The following is a 23,103-nucleotide window of genomic DNA, read 5'->3' as shown; positions in this document are numbered from 1 at the left end:
CGCCCTTGAAATGGTGACAAACCGGCAGATTGTGATTCGATGCGCCTTCACGAGATGAGCAAGATAATGCGGCCTTTTCTCAAGACCCGGACGATGGCCGCAGGCCTTCTCGGGCTTTCTGCGGCTTTCGGATATCCGGCAAGCGCCGCAATGGCCGACGAGATCATCGAGAATCCTGTCGCGGTTTTCTCCGGTCTGGACAAGATCACCGGCCGGATAATTTCGTTTGACGTCTATATTGGCGAGACCGTCCAGTTCGGCGCGCTGCAGGTGACCCCCAAGGTCTGCCACACGCGCCCGGCGACGGAAAATCCGCTGACGACCGGCTTCGTTCAGGTCGATGAAATCACGCTCAACAACGAGGTCCGCCGGATCTTCTCCGGCTGGATGTATGCGGCAAGCCCCGGCCTTTCCGGTGTCGAGCACCCGGTCTATGACGTGTGGCTGACGGACTGCAAGACGTCCTCCGCGGTTCCGCCCCCCGCCAATTACGACGGCCCTCCGGTCACGCAGGAAACCCCAGCCGACCAGGATCCGCTTGCTGGTCCCGATGACGGCAGCCAGGGCGGCATCAAGGTGCCTTCCGCCAAACCTTGATCTTCCGGCAGGCAGGGGAACTGCCTGCCTGTCTGCACATTTGCACGGCTGCAGTGTCACATCGTTCTTTCGCGGGCGTCCCATTCGTGGGCGGCCCGAATAGCGAAAGGACAATGGGATGCGCGTGACCTTCACAACTGGACTGAGCCCGAACTTTCAGGCTGTCAGCACGTCGTTGCATGACAATCTGACGGCGCGGCTCGAGGACTCCGGAAATCTGGGCGATCCTGAGCCCTATCCCTTTCTGAAATCTCCTGCGTGCCGGAAACATCTGGCCGAGGATTCCTATCCGCTCGATTTCACGGTTCTGGGCTTTGCCTTCAAGGCGACCCCGGACCCGGCAGGGCAGTATCCTCTGCGGCGGCTCCAAGCCTGCACTGCCAATCAGGCCTGTATTTCGGCCGGTTGTGACCTGAGCGGCTCGGATCTGGCCCAGCAGTCGATCTTCGACTTCACCGCCGTGTCCGAGATCACCAAGATCACGTCATACTATTGCCAGACCAAGAGCCTTTCTTCGGATGATGCACAGCGCTATGGGCGCAGGCTTGTGGCCTTCGTGATCAGCTACATTCCCGTTATTCAGGGGGCTGCGGAAATCGACCAGCTCTTTGCCGCTCCCGGCAGCCTGTTCGATCAGGCAAGGCAGGGGCAGGTGAATCCTCCCCCTCCCAACCAGCCAACCCTGCTTCAGGCAATTGACCGGCGGGTTGCCGACTATAACACCCGGAACCAGACCTATCAGATCTGGCCGCAGGTCAATGACGACGGGCTGAAGATGATCGTTGGCGGTGGTGGGAACCAGGTGCGCCGCTCGATCGTCAACATTGCCTATAATCAGTTCGAAGGCAAAAGCCGCACCTACATCAACAATCTATCGCTGCTGACAGCAGTGCCCAGCACGTCTCAGATCGACAATCTGTTCAATGGCCTCTATGCGCTCACCTTCCAGATGCCGTTCATTGCCAATCCTCTGACCAGCACGATGGAACTGACAATGGAGCGCTCGGTCACCGATACGGTCGGCAGTGTGACGATCTACCAGAAGTCATCGATGCACAGTTTCAAGATCCCGGGCATCACGATTGCGGGCGTCGATCTGAGCGGTGTCTACAGCTACAGTTCCGGCGAGCAGATTTCCCGGCAGAAACAGCGCAGCATTGCCGAGGGACTGAAGAACACGATGAAGGTGACGGTCCCAATCGGCGGATATGTCGTGCGTGGATTTCCAGAGCGGCAGGAATTCACGGTTGGAACGGTTGTCGGCCTGATCTACGGCAATGGCGAGCAGCCGAAGTTCGAGATCTCGATCCCGACCAGCACGCCGTTTCTGAATGTCGCAAGTGCCGAAGATCTCGCCCAGGCGATTGTCGGCTTCGTTTGAAGCTGGGGACTTCAGTCCGCCGCCGAGGGGGAGGATGTGGATCTGTCCAGAACCGCAATCACCTCATCACCCGTGAGCTGCGGGGGAAGGGCGAAGAAATCGCCTTCCTCCTGCAGCGCATCATCCAGCAGGTCGGAATAGATGTCCCGGCTGATTTCGATGGTGCCGAAGCGGGCAAGATGTTCGGTGAGGAACTGGGTGTCGAGCAGCTTGTAGCCGCCGGCGATCAGCCGGGCGACAAGATGGGTCAGGCAGATCTTGGATGCGTCCGTGACGCGCGTGAACATGCTCTCGCCGAAGAACACACCGTTGAGACTGATGCCGTAAAGACCGCCTGCGAGCTTGCCCTCGTGCCAGGCTTCCACCGTGTGGCAATAGCCCTGTTCGAACAGGGCTCCATAAAGGCGCCGGATCTCGTCATTGATCCAGGTCTGGGGCCGATCCGGCCCACTTCCGGCACAGCCATTGATCACGCCTTCGAAGTCCGTGTTGATGCGGATTTCGAACTTGTCCGCACGCAAGGTGCGCTTCAGACGCTTCGGCAGATGGAAATGATCGAGGGGAAGGATGCCGCGCAGTTCCGGCTCGATCCAGAACAGGGTCGCATCTTCGGCGGATTCCGCCATGGGGAACAGGCCGCAGGCATATGCTTTGAGCAACACCTGCGGCGTGATTTCGAGAATGATGTCGTCGTTATGACTTGCCATTCTTCAGGCCATTCATCCGGTCACTTTTCAGGACTGACTCTTCCGGTCGGTCCTATTTTGCTTCCAGATACTTTTCCAGCCAATGAATATCGTACTGGCCGTTGGCAATATCCTGGTTGTCCACCAGATCCCGGAACAGCGGGATGGTGGTCTTGATCTCGTCCACGACGAACTCGTCCAGGCAGCGGCGCAGGCGCATCATGCATTCCACGCGGTTGCGGCCATGCACGATCAGCTTGCCGATGAGGCTGTCGTAATAGGGCGGGATCTTGTAGCCCTGATAGACACCGCTGTCGACGCGCACACCAAGACCTCCCGGCGGGTGGTAGTAGGTGATCGTGCCGGGAGACGGCGCGAAAGTGCGCGGGTCTTCGGCATTGATACGGCACTCGATGGCGTGACCTTCGAAGGTGATGTCTTCCTGGGTCATGTCCAGCGTGCCGCCGGCTGCGATACGGATCTGCTCGTTGACCAGATCGATGCCGGTGATCATTTCCGTTACCGGATGTTCCACCTGCAGACGGGTGTTCATTTCGATGAAATAGAACTCGCCGTTCTCATAGAGGAACTCGATCGTGCCGACGCCCCGGTACTTCAGCTTGCGCATGGCACTGGCCACGATCTCGCCGATCTTCTCGCGCTGTTCCTTGTTCAGGCAGGGCGAGGGGGCTTCTTCCAGAACTTTCTGGTGGCGGCGCTGCAGGGAGCAGTCACGTTCACCGAGGTGAACCGCATTGCCCTTGCCATCGCCCAGAACCTGGATCTCGATGTGGCGCGGCTGGCCGAGATACTTCTCCATGTAGAGCGCATCGTCGCCAAAGGCGGCCTTGGCTTCCGAACGGGCGGTCGACAGGGCGTTGTCCAGATCGGCTTCGGTCTTGGCGACCTTCATGCCGCGTCCGCCGCCGCCGGCTGCTGCCTTGACGAGAACCGGATAACCGATCTCGCGGGCGATCGCATGGGCGTCGTCCTGCGGGGTCACCGCACCATCGGAGCCCGGAACGACCGGAATGCCGAGATCCTTGGCCGTCTGCTTGGCCTGGATCTTGTCACCCATGATCCGGATATGCTCGGAGGTCGGGCCGATGAAGACGATGTTGTGAGCTTCCAGGATCTCGGCGAACTTGGCGTTCTCCGACAGGAAACCGTATCCCGGGTGGACAGCGTCCGCTCCGGTGATTTCACAGGCGGCCAGAAGCTGGGGAATGTTCAGGTAGCTGTCGCGGGCAGCGGGCGGGCCGATGCAGACGCTTTCGTCTGCCAGGCGCACGTGCATGGCGTTCGCATCCGCTGTCGAATGGACCGCCACCGTCGAAATGCCCAGCTCCTTGCAAGCGCGCAGGATGCGGAGGGCAATCTCACCACGGTTGGCAATGAGGATCTTGGAGAACATGCCGGGGCGCCCCTTACTCAACGATGATGAGCGGTTCGCCGAATTCGACCGGCTGCGCATCAGACACGAGAATTTCCTTCACGGTGCCGGACTTGGTGGCCGGGATGTGGTTCATGGTCTTCATGGCTTCGATGATCAGGATCGTCTGACCTTCGCTCACCTTGTCACCAACCTGGATGTAGGCGCGTGCGCCCGGTTCCGGGGAGAGATAGGCGGTGCCCACCATCGGGGAAGTGACGGAACCAGGATGCGGACCGGAAGCTGCGGCAGGGGCGCTGGCGGGAGCTGCTGCGGCTGCAACGGGAGCTGCGACCGGAGCCGGAGCTGCAACGGGCGCTGCGACGGTCACCGGCTGAACCTGACGGGCAACCCGGATCCGCACATCAGCTTGCTCGACTTCGATTTCGCTGAGGTTCGTCTCATCCAGCAGGATGGCGAGGTCGCGGATCAGGTCCGTGTCAAATTTCTTGTTTTCTTTCGACATTACACTCGGCTTTCGTCTTTTGGCCACGAGTGCCGGGCCAAGCCTGACCGGTAACGGGGCGGGCTTGTGGCGCTTCCGTGCCCGGTGGCTTGACCAGGGCGCGGACCGGCGTCGGGTCTCACGACAGATAGGCTGCCCGCAGGCCTGATCTGGCGCTGTGGGCAACTGTCAATCTCTAGGGTCCGGCGCCGATGTCCCCAGCGCCGGGTCAGCCACCTTATAGGCATTGAATGGGGCGAGGAAAAGCCCTGTTTGCGGGAAGCCTCCCGGCTTATCCCGCAAGTTCCGGTCCAAAACTCCTTCTCCTTGGCCTGTTTTGCCGCAACTTCCGCATCGGCAGGACAGGGGCAGCCTTGCGGGCAAGGGGCTGGATGCAAAAAAGGGAAAGCCGGTTTCCTCCAGCTTTCCCTTCTTGCTTCGTGTCCGTCTGGAACGGAATGTCTTGCCTGGATCAGCAGCTCGTCTGGCCGCAAACCCCCATGGCTTCCAGCTTGGTGCTCAGCTCGTCATAGCCGACAGCGCCCATCACCACGTCGGTGCCGATCACATAGGAAGGGGTGCCGGTGAGGCCGAGGCGGTTGGCGAGGGAATAGACTTCCTCGATGGTCTCGGCAGCAAGTTCGGCATTGCCTGCCTTGGTGATGTCGGTCTCGGCAATGCCCAGATCCGTGGCGGCCTTCAGAGCGGTTTCACGATTCGCCTGGCCGCGCTGCATCAGCAGGGCTTCATGGAAGGCTTCGTATTTATCGGGCGCGACGGCATTGACGGCAACCGCCACCTGGGCAGCTTCCACCGAGCCCTGTCCCAGAACCGGGAACTCCTTCAGCACGACGCGAAGGTCCGGGTTTTCCTGGATCAGCTTGGTCATGTCGCCATGGGCACGCTTGCAGTAGCCGCAATTGTAATCAAAGAACTCGACCAGGGTGACCTTGCCTTCCGGATTGCCCAGAACCACCTGGCGGGTGGAATTGAACAGCACGTCGGAGCTGTCGGAAACGGCCTTGAGACGGGCGTTCTGTTCGGCTTCCTTGTCGCGGCGGTCAAGCTCGACCAGGGCATCCCGGATGACTTCCGGGTTCTGCAGCAGATATTCGCGCACGATGGTTTCGACGGCGGCCTTGTCCAGCTCAGCAGCCTGAACAGGCGCAGAGGCGATCAGGACAGCAGCGGTGGCTGCGGAAAAAGTGCCGATGAGACCGGCGGCTGCGGTGCGGGCAAGACGCACCGGCGAGGACAACCCGAACAGACGGGGCATGCAGAAACTCCTTCTTGCCGCGGGAAGGCGCGGCCCTGGTGAACGCCTTTGAAAAATCAGCGGCCGTTCAGCTTCGGTGGTTTGTAGGATACAATATCGTCAGCTTGAAGCCATGCTGGAGTTCCGCGCTTCAAATTCTTTTGAGCGCGCGCCGCATAGCGGCGGGCCGCATCCACATCCCCCGCCATCATCATGCCTTTTGCCGTTGCCAGATCGGCCTCGGCGGTTTCGCCCTGACGGGCATGGGCAATGGCAAGCTGGCTATAGGCGATGCCGGAATTCGGGTCTGTGCGAATGCCTTGCTTCAAAATGGTTTCCGCTTCCGGCAGAAGCGACTTGTCGTTGGACGAGACCATCGCGTAGCCAAGCCAGATCTGGAACTGGCCTTCGCCCGGCTTCAGGGCCAGAGCCCGGCGGAACGGCTCGATGGCGGCCTTCGGGTTGCCGCTTTCCAAAAGGGCCTGCCCCTTCAGTTCCTGAAAATAGGGATTGGACGGTTCCTGACGGATCAGGGCGTCGATTTCCTTGATGGCAGCCCGGCCATCCCGCTTCATCGAGGCAATGGCCCGGGCATACTGGGCCGGAAGGCTCTTGTCTGAACGGGGATAACGGCGCAGCACTTCATTGGGATGGCTGGAGAAGGCCAGGATCTTGGCGCGGACCATGTCATGGCGGTGCTGCAGAGCCGCGGGGGCTGGCGTGTCGTAGTATTTGCTCTTCATCACATCCGTTGCCAGCGAGCGGTAGCGCTCATTGGCCATCGGGTGGCTCTGGGCGTAAGGGTCGACAAAGCGGGCGGAAAAGACCTGCTGCTCGGCAAAGCGCTCGAAAGTCTTCAGCATGCCTTTGCCGCTCTGGTGGGTCGCTTCAAGATACTTGAGCGCGGCACGGTCTGCGGCAGCTTCCTCGCCGCGCTGATAGGCGAGCATGGACCTCTGGCCGACGTTGCCTGAACTGAGCGCTGCGGCTGCACCGCCGCTGATGGCGCTGGAATTCCCTGAAGCGCCGCCGGCAACGGCTGCGCCCGCGCCCAGGATCATGCCGATCACCGCAATGATCTGCGCATTGGCTGCTGCCTCGCGCAAACGTACCAGGTGCCGGCCTGCGATGTGCCCGCTTTCATGGGCAATCACGCCGATGATTTCACCGGGCGTTTCCGCCTCAAGAATTACGCCCAGATTGATGAACATGCGGTGCGAATCGGGGACGAAGGCGTTGAAGGCCTTGTCATTCACCAGAATGATATCGATCTGGGTGTTGCCAAGACCGGCCACCTTGAAGATGGGCTGGGCATAGGAGCGCAGCAGATCTTCGGCTTCGGCATCGCGCACGAGCGGCAGCTTCCGGCCGGACTGGGCAAATGCGGTCTCCGGGGAAAGGGCAGCGGTTGCGCCAATGAACGAGGGCAGGGCAACGGACAAGGCGCTGAGCATCGCGGCAAACCTTGATCCGAGGCGCATGTCCTTCAGTTTCGCGCCGTATCCGCTCACGAACCGCTGTCCCGTTGTTTGGTGCCGTGTCATCCCGTCGTCCCGGTGGTTGTAATGCGTCTGTGGTCCTGCTTTTGCGAGAGCCTAAGAACCTCGAACTGGCCGGTCAAGCACAGGTGGCTTACCAAACCGGTGTTGCAGATGGTAGAAGCCCCGCACAACGCACAAGCGCGTGATGAAAGCCGTCGGGGGAATTGCTTCATGTCTGACCGAAACCGCCAGAGACCTGCCTTCCAAGCTTCAGGCCGCAGCGCCGTTGCGCCGTTCCTGGCAATGGATGTCCTGTCTCAGGCTGCTGCCCTCGAAGCACAGGGCCGGCGGATCATTCATATGGAAGTCGGCCAGCCGGCAGCGCCAGCGCCGTCAACGGCGCTTGCTGCCGCCCGTGCCGCGCTCGATCATGGCCGCCTCGGCTACACGGAAGCCAAGGGCCGCGCGGATGTGCGCCAGCGGCTGGCCCGCCATTATCTCGATGCTTATGGGGTCGAGGTCCATCCGGACCGCATCATGCTGACCACCGGGTCTTCGGCAGGCTTCAACCTGGCCTTTCTCGCGGCCTTTGATCCGGGTGACCGGATCGTCCTGACCTCACCTGGCTATCCCGCCTACCGCAACATCCTGAAAGCGCTCGGGCTGGTGCCGGTGGAAGTGGACGTGGGAGAGGACACCCGCTGGAGCCTGACCCCGGATCTGATTGCCAAGGCGCAGGCGGAAGGGCCGGTGAAGGGCGTGCTCGTTGCGAGCCCGGCCAATCCGACCGGCACGATGATGACCCCGGACGCTCTGGCGGATCTCGTGCGCTACTGCGAGGACGAGGGCATCTGGTTTATCTCGGACGAGATTTATCACGGGCTTGTCTATGAAGGCCGTCAGGAAACGGCGCTGACGACGTCCAGCCAGGCCATCATCATCAACAGCTTCTCGAAATACTATTGCATGACCGGCTGGCGGATCGGCTGGATGGTTCTGCCGGAGGTGCTGGTGCGTCCGGTCGAGCGGATTGCCCAGTCACTCTACATTTCGCCGCCGGATGTCTCCCAGATCGCCGCCGCTGCCGCACTCGATGGCACGGCCGAACTGGAAAAGGTCAAGGCGGGCTATGCGGAGAACCGCAGGCTGCTGCTGGAAGGGCTGCCGGGGCTCGGCTTTGACAAGCTGCTGCCGGTGGATGGCGCTTTCTACATCTATGCGGATACGAGCGCCTTCGATGCGGACAGTCTTGCCTTCACCAAGGCCATGCTGGCCGAGGCGGGGGTCGCGGCCACGCCGGGGGCGGATTTCGACCTCACCCGCGGCGCGTCCTATACGCGCTTCTCCTTTGCCGGATCCAATGAGGACATGCAGCAGGCCTTGGTGCAGCTGGGGGATTGGCTGAAGCGCTAAGAGCGCGCGCGGGAAGCTGCCCATGCACCTCGAAGACGCAAGAAGTTGAATCCCTAGAGGTCACCCCGGATCGCGCTTCGCTTGTCCGGGGTGGCCTGTGGTGGGCGGTGCCAGCAAAGGTGTGAAGCTGGACATCGCACGACTTGAAGGTCGAATACAAAAAAGGCGGATCCGAAGATCCGCCTTTTTCATTTCAACTCTTGCCGAACAGAGTTCAGAAGAAGGAACGGCGCTGCCACCAGCCGCCGCGCTTCGGCTTTTCCGGTTCGTCCGGCTCGTTCGAAGCGCTCTCGCTGGTCACGACCGGCTCGACAGGCGCCGCAGACGGAGCCGGGGTCGCGATCTCGACCTGCTTCGGAGATTCCGCGACGGGAGCCTCTTCAGCGGCTGCCGGTTCGACAGTAGCTTCCACGGGTTCAGCAGCCGGAGCAGCCGGTTCTTCGGCCTGAACTTCAGTGGCCTGAACTTCAGTGGCCTGAACTTCAGCAGTTTGAACCGCAGCCGCCGGAGCAGCTTCCGTTTCCGGAGCCTCTCCAGCGGGAGCTTCGGAAGAGCCTTCGGTGCCTTCGCCAGGAGCAGCAGCCTCATCGGAGCTGTCGTCGCCTTCTGCGGAAGCGTCGGCATCGCTGCCATCTTCCGAAGTCTCGTTCAGTTCACCGTCTTCACCGTTCCGGCGGCCACGGCGACCTCCACGGCGGCCGCGGCGGCGCTTGCGGCGGGGCTCATCAGAACCGCCTTCACCAACTTCCGCAGACCGTTCCCCGTCTTCGGCGTCCGCATCGTCACCCTGTGCGTCTTCGCCACCTTCGGCAGAGCCCTCGCGGGTTTCACCGTCCGGGCCACCTTCGGCACTGCCACCGCGCCGGCGCTTGCGGCGGCGGCGGCGGCGGCGATCACGGTCGCCACCTTCGTCCTGATTGCGGCTGACTTCGGTCTCGATCTCTTCGTCCTCAACCTCGTCTTCCGGCTCTTCGACTTCCAGATCCAGCTCGTCCATCGGCTCGATGGTGTGGGGCTGGATGACCGGCTGCACCGGCTGCGGGAAGCGCTCCCGGTCGACCGGATCTGCACGTTCCAGCACATAGTGCTGGCCGTTGTGCATGTGCTCGGCCTGAACCTCGATTTCGACAGCGAAACGGGCTTCCAAATCGGACAGGTGCGACCGCTTCTGGTTCAGGATGTAGAGCGCGACGGCAGCCGTTGTGCGGATGATCAGGTTGTGGGTGGCTGACTTCAGCAGGTTGTCTTCCAGCGACCGCAGAACATGCAGGGCGACGGATTCCACCGACCGGATCATGCCGGTGCCATGGCAATGCGGGCAGGGGGACGTGGAGCTTTCCAGAACCCCGGTGCGGATGCGCTGACGCGACATTTCCAGAAGACCGAAGTGCGAAATGCGGCCCACTTGGATGCGCGCGCGATCGTTCTTCAGACACTCCTTCAGCTTGCGCTCGACAGCCCGGTTGTTCTTGTTCTCCTCCATATCGATGAAGTCGATGACAACAAGACCGGCCAGATCGCGCAGGCGCAGCTGGCGGGTGACTTCTTCCGCCGCTTCCAGGTTGGTCTGGAGCGCAGTGTCCTCGATGTTGTGCTCACGGGTCGATTTGCCCGAGTTCACGTCGATGGAGACGAGAGCTTCCGTCTGGTTGATGACGATATAGCCACCGGACTTGAGCGTCACCTGAGGCGAGAACATCGCATCGAGCTGCGGCTCGACGCCGTAGCGAATGAACAGCGGCGAGGCGTCGCGGTAGGGCTGGACGTTCTTGGCATGGCTCGGCATGAGCATGCGCATGAAGTCCTTGGCCTCGCGGTAGCCTTCCTCGCCAGCGACGAGCACTTCGTCGATGTCCTTGTTGTAAAGGTCGCGGATCGAGCGCTTGATCAGGCTGCCTTCCTCATAGACGAGGCTCGGCGCCGTGGACTTCAGCGTCAGGTCGCGCACATTTTCCCAAAGGCGCATCAGATATTCGAAGTCGCGCTTGATCTCTGCCTTGGTTCGGCTTGCGCCGGCCGTGCGCAGGATCACGCCCATGCCTTCCGGCACCTCCAGCTCGGAGGCGATCTTCTTCAGGCGCTTGCGGTCCGTCGGCTGGGTGATCTTGCGGGAGATCCCGCCACCGCGGCCGGTGTTCGGCATCAGGACGGAATAGCGGCCGGCAAGCGACAGATACGTGGTCAGGGCCGCGCCCTTGTTGCCGCGTTCTTCCTTGACGACCTGCACCAGAATGACCTGGCGGCGCTTGATGACTTCCTGGATCTTGTACTGGCGGCGCGACTGGCGGCGGACCGGCACTTCTTCCATGGCGTCTTCGGCGCCGACCGTATCGACGGTATCTTCGCCATCATGATCATGGTCGTGATCATGATCACCGGCGTCATGGTCGCCGTTCTCATGTGCGTCGTGATTGCCGTCTGCGTGGGTGTCAGCCTCATCACCGGACGCGTCTACCGCGTCTGCGGATTCGGAAACCGTGTCCTCTGCGCCCTCGACATTCGCGGCCTTGGCCCGACCGCGCGAACGTGACCGGCTGCGCGGCTTTGCCTTTTCTTCGGTGTCGTCGCTGTCGAAGCCGGAGCCTTCTTCTTCCAGAAGCGCCTGACGGTCGGCGACAGGGATCTGGTAGTAATCGGGGTGAATTTCACTGAAGGCGAGGAAACCGTGCCGGTTTCCGCCATATTCGACAAATGCAGCCTGGAGGGAAGGTTCTACCCTCGTGACCTTTGCCAAGTAGATGTTTCCGCGAAGCTGCTTTCTGTTGGCGGCTTCGAAATCGAATTCCTCAACCCGATTGCCACGCACGACCACAACCCGGGTTTCCTCCGGGTGGCCTGCGTCGATCAGCATCTTGTTTGCCATGAACGATTATCTCCACGGCAGCCGCTGAGGTCGCGCAAAACCTGCGCGTGTCGCTCAATGCGAAGGCGGTTGCCGTACTGGTTTCAAAGAAAGAGAAAGGAGGGCGTGCGCCGGGCGCGGACGAGCAATCGGCAAGAGCGGCCGCCGAAGCGGGGCCTGTCCTTGTTCCGAGTGCCATTTGCATCGCGCGATCCTTCAGGGGCAACGCAAGCCCTTGTGTTAAGTCGTTGTCACCTGCATGGAATTCTGAGGTCGTCCGGGAGCCGTCCTGAAACGGTGCCCATGGTCCGCATCCATGCGCCACGGATTGGCCGCCCTGCTCCTGCTGCCCCTCTGCTGAAATCGACTTTGAAAAAAATCTGCAGGCGGGCGCAATAAAGGGTCGATGCCGGGTTCAGTGCGATGTGTTCCCGCCGGTTCAAGGGCGGTCGCGAACCGCGACCACTTCGGGGACGCTAGGGAAGGATGGCCTCATCCTGCTCCCTGACTGCTCCCGGTCTGTCACGCTCGGACAAGATGACATGTGGAAAGCTCTTCCATTCCGTCATCAGGGAAGGTATCGGCACTGGACCGAAATCCGTAAGGTACTTTTACGGTCCAAACTTCCCGTTTGCAAGCAATGTGAACGCTGTGGGACGTTTTAGAAGTTGATCCCCCCGGCCAACCTGATAGGTGAGGGGGCAAACAATGCCAGCAATTGCACGGTAAAATGGCGGTAAGCTGTGAAAAAACGGGCCTAAAGCCCTTTGTCTCCATTCCTTTTGGCTGTTTGGCATTTGTGCTGACGGTTCTCCTTGGCGTGCTTTTTTCAGCCCTCGGAGCATCCCTTCCGGCCTATGCACAGGACCCTCAGAATGCACCCGCCGTGGTGGATGCGCGGGTTGCAGGTGATGATGTCCGCACCCGAATCATTGTCGATCTGGAACGCCAGGTGAATGTTGCGATCTCGGCTCTTGCCGATCCCTACCGGCTGATCATCGATCTTCCCCAGGTTCGTTTCGAGCTTCCAGAAGACGCTGGCAGCGAGGGACGGGGGCTGGTGTCCGCCTGGCGCTTCGGCCTGTTTGCGGCGGGCAAGTCCCGCATCGTTGTGGACGTGACCGAGCCGGTCGCCGTCGACAAGACCTTCGTCATTCCGGCCGTGGATGGTCAGCCCGCCCGCCTCGTGATCGATCTGGTGAAGTCCAACCGGGAAACGTTTCTGAAATTTGCCAGCTCCAGCCGGGAGGCGCTGCATCAGGGCGCGACGTCCTCTAAGGCAGACCGGATCGAGACGGATGAAAAGAAGATCCGTCCGGTGATCGTGCTGGATCCAGGGCACGGCGGCATCGATACGGGCGCGCGCGGCGTGGACGGAACGCTGGAAAAGGCCGTGGTTCTGGACTTCTCGAGCATTCTGAAGCGGAAGCTTGAGGAAACCGGACGCTACACGGTCCACCTGACCCGCGAGGATGACACGTTCATCCCGCTCAGCCAGCGCGTTCAGATCGGCCACGATCTGGCGGCGGATCTGTTCATTTCCATTCATGCGGATTCCGTGCGCCGTGGCGGCGAGACCGTGCGCGGCGCGACGGTCTATACCCTGTCTGACAGAGCCTCGGACAGTCTTGCCGGTCAGATCGCGGAAAGTGAAAACAGCTCCGATATCATCGCCGGCGTGGTGCTGGCGGATGAGCCTGCGGAAGTAACGGACATCCTGATCGATCTGGCTCGCCGTGAATCGCGCAATTTCTCGGTGTTTTTTGCCCGAACCCTGGTGGATGAGCTGAAGAGCGCCGTGCGTCTGATCAACAACCCGCACCGCTCCGCAGGTTTTCGGGTGCTCAAATCCCATGATGTGCCCTCGGTCCTTGTCGAACTGGGCTATCTGTCAAACGAATTTGATGAGAAACTGCTTGTGTCGGACAAGTGGCGTGAGCGGATGGCAGATGCGATGGTGGAAGCCGTCGATGCCTTCTTCCGCATGCGGGTCGCGCAAGGCGCGGGACAACCCGCAGCCAACTGATCTGTTTGATGTCTTGCGTATAATGAGAGACGGCTTCGCCTCAGCATCGCCATATTGGTGGAAGAGGAAGGCTTTAATGAAAAGTTACGGTTGGGGGCGGTGCGTTCCGCTAGGTTCTTGTGCTATGGGACCCCCAGCAAACCCGGTCTGGGAAAGACGAGCCCGCGCATGAAATTTCTGGTTAAATTTTTCGGCTATCTGTTTGGGATCGGCACGGCCCTTGGCCTGGTGATGGCGGCAGGTCTCTGGATCTATCTTGAGCACCTGACACAGGATCTGCCCGATTACACGGCGCTGAAGAACTACGAGCCGCCGGTGATGACGCGCGTCCATGCTGCCGATGGCAGCCTGATGGCCGAATATGCCAATCAGCGCCGCATGTTCCTGCCGATCCAGGCTATCCCGGACATGGTCAAGGAAGCCTACATCTCTGCGGAAGACAAGAATTTCTACCACCACATGGGGATCGACCCGGAAGGGATCGCCCGTGCGGCCGTCCGTCTGGTCCAGAACATCGGTACGGGCCGCCGTCCGGAAGGTGCGTCGACGATCACCCAGCAGGTCGCGAAGAACTTCCTTCTGACCAACGAACTCTCCTATGAGCGCAAGATCAAGGAAGCGGTTCTGTCCCTGCGCATCGAGCAGGCCTACACCAAGGACGAGATTCTCGAGCTCTACCTGAACGAGATCTACCTGGGCATTGGCGCTTACGGTGTTGCCGCGGCCTCGCTGCTCTATTTCGACAAGTCGGTTCACGAGCTGACCCTGGAAGAGGCTGCCTATCTGGCGGCTCTGCCGAAGGCGCCGAACAACTACCATCCGTTCCGTCAGCGTGATCGTGCAATTGCCCGCCGCAACTGGGTGATCGACCGCATGGTCGAGAACGGCTATGTGACGGCTCAGGCTGGTGAGGAAGCCAAGGCCAAGCCGCTGAAGGTGACCCCGCGCGAAACCGGCACCCAGCTTCTGGCTGCCGAGTACTTCACCGAGGAAGTGCGCCGTGAAGTGGCCTCCATCTTCGGTGAGAAGCGCCTCTATGAAGGTGGTCTTTCCGTTCGCTCCACCATGGATCCCCATCTTCAGGTCATCGCCCGCAAGGCGCTGATGGATGGGCTGATGCGCTTCGATCACGAGCGCGGCAGCTGGCGTGGTCCGGTCCAGACGATTGAACTGGGCGCTGACTGGGGCGCGGATGTCGGCAAGGTCGAAGCCTTGTCGGATCTGCCCGAGTGGAAGCTGGCCGTCGTTCTGGAAAGTGGCTCGTCCCAGGCCAAGGTCGGCATCCAGCCGTCTCGGCTTGTCAACGGCAAGCTCTCCGACGAGCGCGTGACTGCTGATCTGTCTCTGGACGGCATGAAATGGGCCCGCATCAAGGGCCGCGCACCTTCTGCGGTTTCGGAAGTTCTGAACCGCGGTGACGTGGTCTATGTGGAAGAGAGCAAGGTTGCTCCGGGCGCATATGAACTGCGGCAAATCCCGAAGGTCTCCGGCGCCATCGTCGTGATGGATCCCTATACCGGCCGCGTGCTGGCCCTGTCCGGCGGTTTCAGCTTCGCGCAGAGCGAGTTCAACCGTGCAACCCAGGCCCATCGCCAGCCGGGCTCGTCGTTCAAGCCGTTCCTTTATGCTGCCGCTCTCGACAATGGCTATACGCCGTCGTCGGTGATCATGGATGCGCCTCTGGAAATAAGCCAGGGACCAGGACTCGGCACATGGCGTCCGCAGAACTATGCGGGCAAGTTCTATGGCCCGTCGACCCTGCGGACCGGCATCGAACTGTCGCGAAACGTCATGACCGTGCGTCTGGCGCAGGACATGGGCATGCCGCTGGTCGCCGAATACGCCAAGCGCTTCGGCATCTACGACAACATGCTTCCGGTTCTGTCCATGTCCCTCGGGGCAGGGGAGACGACCGTGATGCGCATGACCGCAGCCTATGCGACCATCGCCAATGGCGGGCGCCGGATCCAGCCGACCCTGATCGACCGTATTCAGGACCGGTATGGCCGCACCATCTACAAGCATGACAGCCGCATCTGCGAGACCTGTTCCGAAGATGACTGGCATGGCCAGGCTGAACCGGAACTGATCGATGACCGCGAGCAGGTGCTCGATCCGATGACCGCCTACCAGATCACCTCGATGATGGAAGGTGTGGTCCAGCGCGGTACGGCAACTTCCGTCAAGGTTCTCGGCCGTCCGGTCGCCGGCAAGACCGGCACGACCAACGACGAGAAGGACGCCTGGTTCATGGGCTTCACCCCGGATCTGACCGTTGGCGTCTATGTTGGTTTCGATACGCCCAAGCCGATGGGCCGCGGGGCAACCGGTGGACATGTTTCTGCGCCGATCTTCGTGGACTTCATGAAGGAAGCCATGGCTGGCAAGCCGCCGGTCGAGTTCCGTGTCCCCAAGGGCCTGCAGCTGATCCCGATCGACCGCCGTACCGGTCTGCGGGCCTCTGCCGGCGCACCGGGATCGATTCTCGAAGCCTTCAAGCCGGGCATGGCACCGCCGGACAGCTACTCCGTCATTGGCTTCCAGGACGAGATGGGCGTACCGCGCACCGTGTCTCCTGAGGCAGGTCAGGCGGTTCTGAGCGGAACCGGCGGTCTCTACTGAGGCCTTTCCGGATCTTGCGGTTTACAAGGGCGTCTGCCTGCGGGTAATGTCCGCCACCAATTGAAGCCCGGTTCAAGGCCGGGCTTCTTTTCATTCAGCCCTGAGGGGCTGGTCTTTTCAGCACTGAAGCGAGGTATCCGATGCGCGCCGAAATGCAAGGCATCGTCGACGAAATCAAGCAGGCCATAAGCCTGCTGAGGAGGCATCTTTGACTGGGATCAGGCCCTTGTCAGACTAGCCGAACTCAATGCCCTCTCCGAGGATCCGTCCCTTTGGAATGATCCGTCCAAGGCGCAGAAGCTCATGCGTGAGCGTCAGCAGCTTGAAGACGGCATCAATGGGGTCCGTGGTCTGGAGCAGGACCTTGCCGACAACATGGAGCTGATCGAACTCGGCGAAATGGAAGGCGACAAGGACGTCGTCCAGGAAGCCGAGGAAGCCCTGCGCGGACTTGAGAAGCGCGTGCGCTCGCTCCAGCTGCAGTCGCTCCTGTCCGGCGAAGCCGACGGCAACGATGCCTATCTGGAAATCAACTCCGGGGCTGGTGGCACCGAAAGCCAGGACTGGGCTTCGATGATGCTGCGCATGTACCGCCGCTGGGCTGAACAGCACGGTTACAAGGTGGATGTGCTGGAATTCCATGATGGTGAAGAAGCGGGCATCAAGTCTGCGACCCTGCAGATCAAGGGTGAGAACGCCTATGGCTGGCTGAAGACCGAATCCGGTGTTCACCGCCTGGTGCGAATCTCTCCCTATGACAGCCAGGCGCGCCGTCACACCAGCTTCTCCAGTGCCTGGGTCTATCCGGTGATTGATGACTCGATCGAGATCGACATCAACGAAAGCGATTGCCGTATCGATACCTACCGCGCGTCTGGTGCCGGTGGTCAGCACGTCAACACGACCGACTCGGCCGTGCGTATCACGCATATCCCGACGAACATCGTGGTTCAGTGCCAGACCGAGCGTTCCCAGCACAAGAACCGTGCAACCGCATGGTCGATGCTGCGCGCGCGCCTCTATGAGGCCGAGCTGAAGAAGCGCGAAGAAGCGGCCAACAAGGAAAACGCTTCCAAGACCGATATCGGCTGGGGTCACCAGATCCGCTCTTACGTCTTGCAGCCTTATCAGCTCGTCAAGGATCTGCGCACTGGCGTCGAAAGCACCTCGCCGTCCGACGTTCTGGACGGCGATCTGGACCAGTTCATGGAAGCGGCGCTGGCTCAGCGCGTGTTCGGCGGCGAAGCTGCCGAAGTGGCTGACATCGACTGATCAGGCCCTTGAGCTTTGAAAAATGAAAAAACGGCGCCGGATGATCCTGGCGCCGTTTTTGTTTCTGGGAACCTCAAAGGTCAGAGATAGGCTGCGAGCCGATCTCCGGCACGCACAAAGGGCTCCGGGTCCACCGCCGTGTCATCCACGCGCACCTCGTAGTGGAGGTGGGGGCCGGTGGAGCGGCCGGTGGTGCCGACATTGCCGATGACGTCGCCAGCAGTCACATGATCACCTTCCAGCACCAGGAAGCGGCTGAGGTGGCCGTAGCGGGTCACCAATCCATTGCTGTGACGGATCTCGACCATCTTGCCATAGCCGCCGGAGTAACGGGCCTTGATCACCGTGCCGGGCGCTGTCGCATAGACCCGTGTGCCGGACGGAGCCTTGAAATCCATGCCCGTGTGCATGGCGATGCGGCTGAGGAACGGGTCAAGGCGCGGGCCGAAGTCGCTGGAGATCTGCTCGCTTTCCAGCGGGCGGGCTATCGGCAGGCGGCGCGCAGCATTCTTCAATCTGGCGAGCTGGACCAGGGATGCTTCCGCAGTCTCGACCCGGTTCAGGAAAGCCTCATCCTGATAGGGGACAAAGGGACCGCCGACGTCTGCAGCAGGGGCGGGAATAGAAGGCACTGCCGACATGGCAGAGGCAAAGCCGACGCCGAGCGGGCGAGTTTCCTTCAGGATACCTTCGATCTGCCTACGGGTGGCGCGGGTGAGGGCGGTCAGGACCACGGCGCTTTCCGCATCCATCGCGGCGATGTCGTCCTCGACCTTGCCGAGCGCTGCCTGCTTGTCCTTGGCGGAGGAACCCGGGGCGGAGGAACCCGGCTGAGCGGCATTTTGCTGTTCATTTGCCGGTATCGCGCCGAAGGGCGTGGAGCCGCGCAGACCGAGAGCCTTCATCGGATCATCGACGAGCTCTGCCTCGCCGCCCATGGCGGAGCCTTCTTCCTTCAGGAAATCGGCGCCTTCCTCCTGAAGTGCCAGCAGAGGCTTCGGGCTCGGCAGGGTGCTTGTGTCCGGCATCAGAATGCCGTTGCTTTCTGCCGTCTGGATCAGTTTGGAGACGATCTCGTGCCGCTTGCTGAGCGCCTGCTGACGGCGGATCAGGTCTCCGACCCGCAATTCCACGGTTTCCCTGTCCAGGGCCTGACGGCTGTTCAGCCTGTCGATTTCAGCGCGCAGCCGGTCGATGCGGTCCTGATAGCTGTGCTGCAGGAGATCGATCCGGTTTGTCTCTGCCTCGACAACCGATTGGTACCAGAGAGAGGAGGACGCTCCGACAGCGCCCAGAAGGGCGAATGCGGCAACCGCTGCAAGAAGGACCTTCCTTTGCCGGACCATCTTTCGGGGCGTGGCCGCGGCCGGCTTTGCAAAGGCGTGAGGCTGCTGCTGTTGCCGTTCCGCCTGCTGTCCGGTCTCTCTTTCATGTGTACGGTACACAGTCAACGGACTACCCATTTCTTGGTGGTGTCTGATTGCCGTTGATTAGAGAGTGTTAAGGTTAATTTTCTTCTTAAATGACGTGCGGACGATCACCTGAAGATCAAAAAAGGGAACGCCGATACCGCCGGCGTCCCCTGTAATATTTCTCAGGATGTTCTAGAGATTTCAGAGCTTTGCTGCAGCTTCCAGAACCTCTTCGGCGTGGCCCGCCACCTTCACTTTCCGCCAGACACGAGCGATCTCACCCTTGGAATCAATCAGGAAGGTGGAGCGTTCGACGCCCATGTAGGTCTTGCCATACATGGATTTCTCAACCCACACGCCATAGTCCTGACAGGTGGCTGTTTCAGGATCGGAGGCGAGGCGAACGGTGAGTTCGTGCTTGGCCTTGAACTTGTCATGCTTGGCAGCGGTGTCCGGCGAAATGCCGATCACGGTGATGTTCTTTGCGGCGAACTCGGCACTCAGGCAGGAGAAGGAGAGGGCTTCCTTGGTGCAGCCCGGGGTGTCGTCCTTGGGGTAGAAATAGACCACGACCGGATGACCGGAATAATCCGAGAGGCGCAGGGTTTTGCCTCCGTCTCCGTCCAGTTCAAAACCCGGAGCCTTCTGCCCCACGGTCAATTCGGTCATTTTGCCTTCCTTCCGTCACAGTCAAGAGTTTTATGCGCGGGATACAAGCCGCTTTGCACACGGTGCCAATCGCTTTTTCATCCGGCCTTCAGTTATCTTAGAGCCTGGATCGGCCGATTCAATGTCTGCGCCGTTTCCTTGCCGGATCTGGTGGCTCTTGACCAGATTTGCAATGACCCTGCCGTACAGGACAGGTGTCGCAGAAGAACAAAGCTGGCCTCAGGGCCTTTGAGGAAATTCAGGGCTTTATGGAAAACGGTGTGACGGAAGAGGACAAGAGGATAGGACGTAAACGCGTCCGTCCCCGCGTGTCCCACTGTCTTTGCGTTTTCCTGCTGCTCTTCAGCGGATTTCTCGCCTGGCTGTTCTTCGGTGGTCCGGTTCATGTGCCGGCGCTTGCCCAGTTTCTGGCCTCCCAGGTCAGCAAGAACGGGGTTGAGGTCTCTGTTGCCGATGCGTCGCTCGATTTCACCTTCGGCGATGGCGTTCTGGTGGTGCTGCGCGATGCGGAGGTCAAGGTGCCAGGCGATGTCGGCACCGAGGTCATTCTTCCCCGCATCGAAGCGCCCGTCGATATTTCTGCTCTTTTGACCGGAACCATTTCCTTCTCGAAGCTTGAGCTCGAGCGCCCCCGGATCATTCTGGATCTGCCGGAGGAGCAGCGCGCGCTTCCGGCCATGGGCAGCCTGATGGAAGCGGTCGACAGGGTCGGCGCCTTGATCGAAACCGATTTTACCCGGCGCGACCTTGAACTTGTGGAACTCCACAATGGCGAGGTCGATTTCCTCGGGTCCCTGCCTCGTTCGATCAAGGGCATCGATGCCACCATTCGCCGCAACCCTCAGGAAGGCTTGAGGGCGAAGGCGACCGTTGCCGGCCGTTTTGGTGCCTGGGATCTTGAAATGGTGCGCACCTCAGGTGCCGATCACAACCGGCGGCGTCTGGCCCTTCTTGTCCGGGACATCACGATGGGGGAGTTGCTCGACCCTGAGCTGGACGTGAAGTCCGGCACTGGGCTCGGGCTGCCGCTGTCTGTCCGGTTCGAGAGTTTCTTCTCGGAGAATGGCGAGTTTGAAAGCTCCAACTTCGTCGCCCGAATGACGGAAGGCTGGTTCCAGCTCGGCAAGACATCCGTGCGCTTTGACGATGTGGCCTTCGCCCTGAAGTGGAATGCGGGCGATCCTTCTGTCGAGATTACTCCTTCCCATATCAAGTACCGCAACACCCAGCTGAATTTCACAGGGCAGGCCCATCCGGCTGCTGCCCTTGATGGAACCTGGGATGTGGATCTCGGCACGTCCTGGGCCCAGTTCGGCTCCAGTGACGTGAGCGAACAGCCGATTGTTGTCGATGATATCGAGGCGAAGCTGAACCTGGATCCCAAGGAACGGCTTTTGAAAATCAACCAGCTCGCGCTCAAGGCCGGCAATGCGGAGCTGTTTGGCGTCGGATCCGTGGATCTTCAGGAAGACGGTCCGTATCTGGCTGTCGCCGTTGAGGGCAAGGATCTGTCCGTCGGTCTGGTCAAGCAGGTCTGGCCGATCACGATCACGCCGCCCGCCCGCCGCTGGATCATCGACCGGGTGCAGGATGGCTTGATCGGCCATTTCAGCCTGGATGCCGCGATCCGTCCGCCCGCATTCAACTCTGCGGATCCGGATCCGGGCTGGGCAGGAAACGACCTGACCATGTCGATGAGCTTCACCGGCGGCAAGATCGATGCGATCGGGGAAGTGCCTCCGATTGAGGATCTTGATGGAACTCTCAAGATCGAGAACGAGGTGCTGACGGTCGATGGTGTCGGAGGCAAGGCCCAGGCAGCAGACGGTGGCCTTGTCCAGCTGCCTGAGGGCCAGTTCAAGATCCTCCATCTGCGCGAGAAGGACGACAAGGTCGGCGTGATCGATCTGAAGTTGGACGGCAGCGCGCGCGACATCGGCTGGATCTTCAATCAGGCGCCATTCGGTGTCCTCAACCGTGTGGACTTATCTCCGGACGGCTTAAGCGGGACGGGCGCAGTTCAGATGAAGGCCGAGTTTCCGCTCAACCGGAACCTCGCTCTGGATGAGGTGGACTGGTCGGCACAGGCCGAATTCAAGGGATTTTCCACTTCCGAACCGATCCGTGGTCATCTTGTCTCCAAGGCCGCTGTCACCCTGAATGCGGACCGCAGCCATGTGGAAATCCAGGGCAAGGGCCAGCTGGACGGGTTGCAGGCGGATATTGACCTTCTGCTGCCGCTGGAGGGCTCCAAGGTCAAGGCCCGGCAGGGTGTTGTGGTCAGTGTCTCTGCGAAGCAGCTCAAGGAGCGCGGCATCGATCTGACCTCCTTCCTCAGCGGTGAGCTGCAGGTGACCGTTTCGGAAGATGCGGGAAAGCAGACTTACGACATCGATATGGCCAAGGCTTCCATCAAGCTCGCGGCGCTCGGATGGGAAAAAGGCTCCGGCGTTCCGGCCAAGGTCAGCTTCAAGCTCGCGGATGCGGATGACAAGCGCGTCCTGCAGGATCTGGAGCTTGTCTCCGAAGGCGTCGATATCAGCGGCACGATCACCCTGTCCTCGTCGGGGGAACTGGAAGAAGCGACCTTCTCCAGGTTCCAGTTGCGGGCAGGCGATGACGCGGCCCTGACCGTCCGGCGGGGCAATGCGGGACGTTACCGGGTCAACATGACCGGCTCGGAATTCGATGCGCGTGGTCTCATCCGCAGCCTCGGCAAGACCAAGGCCGAAGATGACAAGATCAAGGACTTCTCCAAGGGTCTTGTCATCAACATCAATCTCGACCGCGTCGTTGGTTTCAACAACACGCGGATCGACAAGTTTGCCGGACTGGTGGAAACCAGCAAGGCTGGCCTGAAATCCGCGGATCTGACCGGGCTCGTTCAGGGCCGGACGGCCTTCCGGTTCGGTGTCGGCGACGCAGGTGGTACTGGCGTGCGCACCGCCGAAGGCGAGTTTGATGACGCTGGTGCGGTTCTCCGTTTCCTCGACACTTATGACCGCATGCGCGGCGGGCGCGGACGCCTGCACGCCACCGCGACCAAGGGTGACAATTGGGATGGCACGGTCGATATCACGAACCTGTCCATCACCGAGGACCCGGCGATCCGCAAACTGGCCGAGCGTCCGGACATCCTGCGCTATCGGGATCAGGGGGCAGTCGTTGGCAACAGCAACCGGCCGAGCAACGTCAACCGCGGCGGGGAGGCATCCTTCGACACGCTCAATCTCGCCTTCAGCCGGGACGGCGAGACCGTCACCATCACGCGCGGGGCGCTCAAAGGGGCGGTGCTTGGCGGAACGGTCAGTGGCACCATGAACCTTTCCTCCCAGTCGCTGGATCTGACCGGCACCTTTGTTCCCATCTACGCGCTGAACAACATCTTCGCCAACATTCCCATACTGGGCTTTGCCCTTGGCGGTGGCAGCGGTGAGGGCCTTATCGGCGTGACCTACCGCGTGACCGGACCGATGTCCGATCCGGTTCTCTCGGTCAATCCGATCTCGGCGATCGCCCCGGGCATCTTCCGCAAGATGTTCGAGTTCCAGGGCTCTCAGTAGCCCTGAC

Annotated in this window: 15 protein-coding genes; 7 read left to right on the top strand and 8 right to left on the bottom strand. The window is 60.8% G+C overall.

Annotated elements, in window-relative coordinates; genetic code table 11:
* The first annotated feature begins 66 nt into the window (after positions 1 to 66).
* Positions 67 to 597, top strand: a complete 531-nt coding sequence (locus BUA94_RS07510; RefSeq protein WP_408011916.1) for a DUF2155 domain-containing protein — start codon at positions 67 to 69, stop codon at positions 595 to 597.
* Positions 598 to 715: 118 nt separating this feature from the next.
* The gene (locus tag BUA94_RS07505; RefSeq protein ID WP_073011364.1) at positions 716 to 1,978 is read left to right on the top strand and encodes a hypothetical protein; all 1,263 of its coding nucleotides are present in this window, start codon (positions 716 to 718) and stop codon (positions 1,976 to 1,978) included.
* An 11-nt stretch (positions 1,979 to 1,989) separates the two neighbouring features.
* On the opposite strand, the gene aat is transcribed toward BUA94_RS07505, so the two are convergent.
* The 5 genes from aat to BUA94_RS07480 form a co-directional block, all read right to left on the bottom strand.
* Positions 1,990 to 2,685, bottom strand: coding sequence for a leucyl/phenylalanyl-tRNA--protein transferase (aat, locus tag BUA94_RS07500; protein ID WP_073011360.1), 696 nt, complete (start codon positions 2,683 to 2,685; stop codon positions 1,990 to 1,992).
* 52 nt (positions 2,686 to 2,737) lie between these two features.
* Entirely contained in the window at positions 2,738 to 4,078 is a 1,341-nt protein-coding gene (gene accC, locus BUA94_RS07495; RefSeq protein ID WP_073011357.1) for an acetyl-CoA carboxylase biotin carboxylase subunit, read from the bottom strand.
* 13 nt (positions 4,079 to 4,091) lie between these two features.
* Positions 4,092 to 4,562: an acetyl-CoA carboxylase biotin carboxyl carrier protein gene (gene accB / locus BUA94_RS07490; RefSeq protein ID WP_073011354.1), complete on the bottom strand. Its 471-nt coding sequence runs from the start codon at positions 4,560 to 4,562 to the stop codon at positions 4,092 to 4,094.
* A gap of 451 nt (positions 4,563 to 5,013) precedes the next feature.
* A complete protein-coding gene (locus tag BUA94_RS07485; RefSeq protein WP_084081855.1) occupies positions 5,014 to 5,817 on the bottom strand; it encodes a DsbA family protein in 804 nt (267 codons plus the stop codon).
* Between the two features lie 56 nt (positions 5,818 to 5,873).
* Positions 5,874 to 7,307, bottom strand: a complete 1,434-nt coding sequence (locus BUA94_RS07480; protein ID WP_235860496.1) for a M48 family metalloprotease — start codon at positions 7,305 to 7,307, stop codon at positions 5,874 to 5,876.
* Positions 7,308 to 7,508: 201 nt separating this feature from the next.
* Between BUA94_RS07480 and BUA94_RS07475 the strand changes: the two genes are divergently transcribed.
* Positions 7,509 to 8,690, top strand: a complete 1,182-nt coding sequence (locus BUA94_RS07475) for an aminotransferase class I/II-fold pyridoxal phosphate-dependent enzyme (protein WP_073011351.1) — start codon at positions 7,509 to 7,511, stop codon at positions 8,688 to 8,690.
* Positions 8,691 to 8,904: 214 nt separating this feature from the next.
* On the opposite strand, the gene BUA94_RS07470 is transcribed toward BUA94_RS07475, so the two are convergent.
* The gene (locus BUA94_RS07470) at positions 8,905 to 11,553 is read right to left on the bottom strand and encodes a ribonuclease E/G (RefSeq protein WP_073011348.1); all 2,649 of its coding nucleotides are present in this window, start codon (positions 11,551 to 11,553) and stop codon (positions 8,905 to 8,907) included.
* 778 nt (positions 11,554 to 12,331) lie between these two features.
* Here BUA94_RS07470 and BUA94_RS07465 point away from each other — a divergent pair.
* The 3 genes from BUA94_RS07465 to prfB all read left to right on the top strand — a co-directional run bounded on the left by BUA94_RS07465 (position 12,332) and on the right by prfB (position 17,452).
* Complete coding sequence (locus BUA94_RS07465) at positions 12,332 to 13,558, top strand: N-acetylmuramoyl-L-alanine amidase (protein WP_073013718.1); 1,227 nt, start codon at positions 12,332 to 12,334, stop codon at positions 13,556 to 13,558.
* Between the two features lie 168 nt (positions 13,559 to 13,726).
* Positions 13,727 to 16,180 carry a penicillin-binding protein 1A gene (locus BUA94_RS07460; protein WP_073011345.1) on the top strand — a complete coding sequence of 818 codons (2,454 nt, stop codon included), beginning with the start codon at positions 13,727 to 13,729 and terminating at the stop codon, positions 16,178 to 16,180.
* 140 nt (positions 16,181 to 16,320) lie between these two features.
* Positions 16,321 to 17,452 (top strand): peptide chain release factor 2 gene (gene prfB / locus BUA94_RS07455; RefSeq protein ID WP_139251059.1). Its coding sequence is split into 2 segments (ribosomal slippage): positions 16,321 to 16,389 and positions 16,391 to 17,452, totalling 1,131 coding nucleotides; the frame shifts between segments, so codons are not numbered across the junction.
* An 80-nt stretch (positions 17,453 to 17,532) separates the two neighbouring features.
* On the opposite strand, the gene BUA94_RS07450 is transcribed toward prfB, so the two are convergent.
* Both BUA94_RS07450 and bcp read right to left on the bottom strand, forming a co-directional pair.
* Entirely contained in the window at positions 17,533 to 18,798 is a 1,266-nt protein-coding gene (locus BUA94_RS07450) for a M23 family metallopeptidase (RefSeq protein WP_175558016.1), read from the bottom strand.
* A gap of 267 nt (positions 18,799 to 19,065) precedes the next feature.
* Positions 19,066 to 19,533: a thioredoxin-dependent thiol peroxidase gene (bcp, locus tag BUA94_RS07445; RefSeq protein ID WP_073011336.1), complete on the bottom strand. Its 468-nt coding sequence runs from the start codon at positions 19,531 to 19,533 to the stop codon at positions 19,066 to 19,068.
* Positions 19,534 to 19,727: 194 nt separating this feature from the next.
* Here bcp and BUA94_RS07440 point away from each other — a divergent pair, with 194 nt between their 5' ends.
* Positions 19,728 to 23,096, top strand: coding sequence for an AsmA-like C-terminal domain-containing protein (locus BUA94_RS07440; RefSeq protein ID WP_084081849.1), 3,369 nt, complete (start codon positions 19,728 to 19,730; stop codon positions 23,094 to 23,096).
* Positions 23,097 to 23,103 lie beyond the last annotated feature (7 nt).

The organism is Roseibium suaedae (assembly GCF_900142725.1).
GTDB lineage: Bacteria > Pseudomonadota > Alphaproteobacteria > Rhizobiales > Stappiaceae > Roseibium > Roseibium suaedae.
This window is presented reverse-complemented; position numbering and strand designations above follow the sequence as displayed.

Coding starts and splice junctions, on each gene's coding strand:
- accB (WP_073011354.1), bottom strand. CDS start 4,562: ATGTCGAAAGAAAACAAGAAATTTGACACGGACCTGATCCGCGACCTC.
- BUA94_RS07485 (WP_084081855.1), bottom strand. CDS start 5,817: ATGCCCCGTCTGTTCGGGTTGTCCTCGCCGGTGCGTCTTGCCCGCACC.
- aat (WP_073011360.1), bottom strand. CDS start 2,685: ATGGCAAGTCATAACGACGACATCATTCTCGAAATCACGCCGCAGGTG.
- bcp (WP_073011336.1), bottom strand. CDS start 19,533: ATGACCGAATTGACCGTGGGGCAGAAGGCTCCGGGTTTTGAACTGGAC.
- BUA94_RS07460 (WP_073011345.1), top strand. CDS start 13,727: ATGAAATTTCTGGTTAAATTTTTCGGCTATCTGTTTGGGATCGGCACG.
- BUA94_RS07510 (WP_408011916.1), top strand. CDS start 67: ATGCGGCCTTTTCTCAAGACCCGGACGATGGCCGCAGGCCTTCTCGGG.
- BUA94_RS07450 (WP_175558016.1), bottom strand. CDS start 18,798: ATGGTCCGGCAAAGGAAGGTCCTTCTTGCAGCGGTTGCCGCATTCGCC.
- BUA94_RS07505 (WP_073011364.1), top strand. CDS start 716: ATGCGCGTGACCTTCACAACTGGACTGAGCCCGAACTTTCAGGCTGTC.
- accC (WP_073011357.1), bottom strand. CDS start 4,078: ATGTTCTCCAAGATCCTCATTGCCAACCGTGGTGAGATTGCCCTCCGC.
- BUA94_RS07470 (WP_073011348.1), bottom strand. CDS start 11,553: ATGGCAAACAAGATGCTGATCGACGCAGGCCACCCGGAGGAAACCCGG.
- BUA94_RS07475 (WP_073011351.1), top strand. CDS start 7,509: ATGTCTGACCGAAACCGCCAGAGACCTGCCTTCCAAGCTTCAGGCCGC.